The sequence below is a fragment of the Neisseria sp. P0022.S010 genome (assembly GCF_051956635.1).
On record NZ_JBQCXF010000439.1, the window covers coordinates 1 to 2,508 of the forward strand.

Genomic DNA, 2,508 nt, shown 5'->3' on the forward strand with positions numbered 1-2,508 from the left:
TGTGTGTTCCGTAAAATTGTAGACAATGGGATAAATGTACTCTTTTTGCGGGTAAATTAAAAGGGTTTCAGACGGCCAAAGCTTACTTATTGCGCGCTTCAGCACGGCGAACCGTCAAGCTTTTGCCGCCTATGCCCCAGTTGTCCATATCGATTTCGTCAATGACGACGACGGTTGTCTCAGGATTTTTGTTGAGAACGCGTGAGAGTAATTCGGTAACGCCGCGGATTAATTCGGCTTTTTGCTCTGCACTCGGGGCTTCGCTGCCGCCGGTTACTTTGATGTTGACGTAGGGCATGGCTTTTTCCTTTTAAAATAGCGTTCATATGTTATCTTATTTTTATCAGGCCGTCTGAAATTTAATTGCAGGATTTTTCATTGCTCATGACTGCTTTTACAAAGAATTAAGTTTTTTGGAATAGATTGTTTTTACAATGCGGTTTTATTTTGGATGGATATCGTCATGAACCGTTTTTTTCAGACTTTGATTGTGGCCGCACCGATGGTGATTGCCGCGCCTTATGTGGCGGCGGAAACGCATCCGGCGCAAAAGCAGATGCAGCAGAACATTGATACCGTGTTGAAAATTGCACGCAATACGTCTTTGACAGAAGCGCAACGTGTGAAACAGGTTGAGCAGTATGCTAACCGTTACTTGGACTATGAACGTATTTCCGCTTTGGCGGTTGGCGCTCCATGGCGTGAATTTTCTGCCAAACAGAAAGCTGATTTTATCCGTGCATTTAAAGACATGGTGATTGCGATGTACTCGCATTCTGCACTGATTGGTGCAGCGGATGCGAATGTGCGCCTGTTGCCGAAGATGACGGCAAACGGCAATAAGTTTGATGTTTTCTCGGAAATTCAGACCAAAAAAGGCACCAAGTATGAAGTGGCCTACCAGCTTTACCAAAGCGGCGGCGTGTATAAGATTTACAATATCCGTGTGGACGGTACCAGCCTGGTAACGGTATACCGAAATCAATTTGGTGAGCTGATTAAGAGCAAAGGCATTGACGGTACGATTGCGACTGTCGAAGCCAAGGGCTTGAAGAAACAATAAGGCAGATTGAGAAAAAGGCCGTCTGAATATTCAGACGGCCTTTTTGTTTTACGGGCTGATTAAGCACGTTTGCGGAATTCGCCGGTACGGGTATCGATTTCGACTTTGTCGCCGTTTTCGATGTAAGACATCACTTGGATTTCAGTGCCGCCGACCAGACGTGCGGTTTTCATCACTTTACCGGAGGTATCGCCTTTAACGGCAGGCTCGGTGTATTCAACTTCGCGAACGATGATGGTAGGTAATTCTACGGAGATTGGGTTGCCTTCGTAGAAAGTGACTTCGCATACGTCTTCCATGCCGTCAACGATGAATTTCAACGCGTCGCCGATGTTGTCGGCTTCGATTTCGTATTGGTTGAATTCTTCGTCCATGAAGACGTACATTGGGTCGGCAAAGTAGCTGTAAGTACAGTTTTTGCGGGACAAGATTACGACGTCGAATTTGTCGTCGGCTTTGTAAATGGTTTCAGAAGCGGCACCAGTCAGCAGGTTTTTCAGTTTCATGCTGACTTTGGCGGAAGAGCGACCACCTTTGATGTATTCGGTTTTTTGAACAACCATAGGGTCGTTGCCGACCATGAATACGTTGCCGGCGCGCAGTTCTTGTGCTGTTTTCATTGTAGTTTTCCAATCAAATCGGTTGTAATAAAACGCGTTATTTTAGCGTATTTTTTTGTGCTTTGAAATAAAGGCGGCAAGTTTTTCAACGGCACTTTTTTGTGCAAAAAGTCCGTCCCGCCATTTTGCCGCGCTTTGCCGCCATTCGTTTTGGTGTGCCGTCAGGGTTTGCCATGCCTGCAGGCGCTGGCTGTCGCTGAGTGCTTCTCCGTTGTTGAGTTCGTCGGAAAGGCGGCGGTGTGTCGTGGCGACAACATCCGGATAAACCTGATGCGCTTTGTCCCAAAACGCGTGCAGTTTGTCGAGATGGATATTTTCTTCTTGCGGATAGATGTGCCAAAAGAAAGGTTTTCCGGCAAGCTGGGCGCGAACAAAGCTGTCTTCGCCGCGTATGACGGCGCCGTCGGCAAGGTTGAGCAGTTTATCGAAATTCTGTTGGGGGACAAAAGGGGTTTTGATCAGGGTAACGTGTTCGCTCTGATACATATCGCCGTCTTCAAGCAGGGCATTTTGCGGCACTAGGCCGCCGTTTTTCAGGCTGGCGATGATTTGTGTACCTGCCAGCAGCAGGGTTATGGGTTGGCCGGCCTGTTGCCACATGGTCAGCCATTTTGCCCAAATATCGCTTTGATAGCCAAAAAGCAGCCATTCGGGGGCAGTTTTGGCGGGAAGTTTAAGTTGTCGGCGTAAGGCTTCCGTATCAAATCCGGCAGATTCGGCATAATCGCGTTCGCGCAGCAGGCCGCCGCTTTTTTCGCTGAAACCCATAAACCAAAAGTATTTCTGTATGCCGCCGGCTTGGGGCGAAGGCATTAAGTGCAGCCT

General features: G+C 47.9%; 4 protein-coding genes. 1 reads left to right on the forward strand and 3 read right to left on the reverse strand.

Going from position 1 to position 2,508, the window contains the following annotated elements; all coding sequences use genetic code 11:
* Nucleotides 1–82: 82 nt before the first annotated feature.
* Complete coding sequence (locus ACTHUT_RS17880; RefSeq protein WP_440419268.1) at nucleotides 83–298, reverse strand: tautomerase family protein; 216 nt, start codon at nucleotides 296–298, stop codon at nucleotides 83–85.
* A 165-nt stretch (nucleotides 299–463) separates the two neighbouring features.
* On the opposite strand from ACTHUT_RS17880, the gene ACTHUT_RS17885 reads away from it, so the two are divergent.
* On the forward strand, nucleotides 464–1,063 hold the full coding sequence (locus tag ACTHUT_RS17885) for an MlaC/ttg2D family ABC transporter substrate-binding protein (RefSeq protein WP_250600774.1): 600 nt from the start codon (nucleotides 464–466) through the stop codon (nucleotides 1,061–1,063).
* A 59-nt stretch (nucleotides 1,064–1,122) separates the two neighbouring features.
* Here the strand turns inward: ACTHUT_RS17885 and efp are convergent, their stop codons facing one another.
* Nucleotides 1,123–1,683, reverse strand: coding sequence for an elongation factor P (gene efp / locus ACTHUT_RS17890; RefSeq protein WP_063068768.1), 561 nt, complete (start codon nucleotides 1,681–1,683; stop codon nucleotides 1,123–1,125).
* A 42-nt stretch (nucleotides 1,684–1,725) separates the two neighbouring features.
* A partial coding sequence (earP, locus tag ACTHUT_RS17895) for an elongation factor P maturation arginine rhamnosyltransferase EarP (protein ID WP_440419269.1) occupies nucleotides 1,726–2,508 on the reverse strand: 783 nt, incomplete at its 5' end.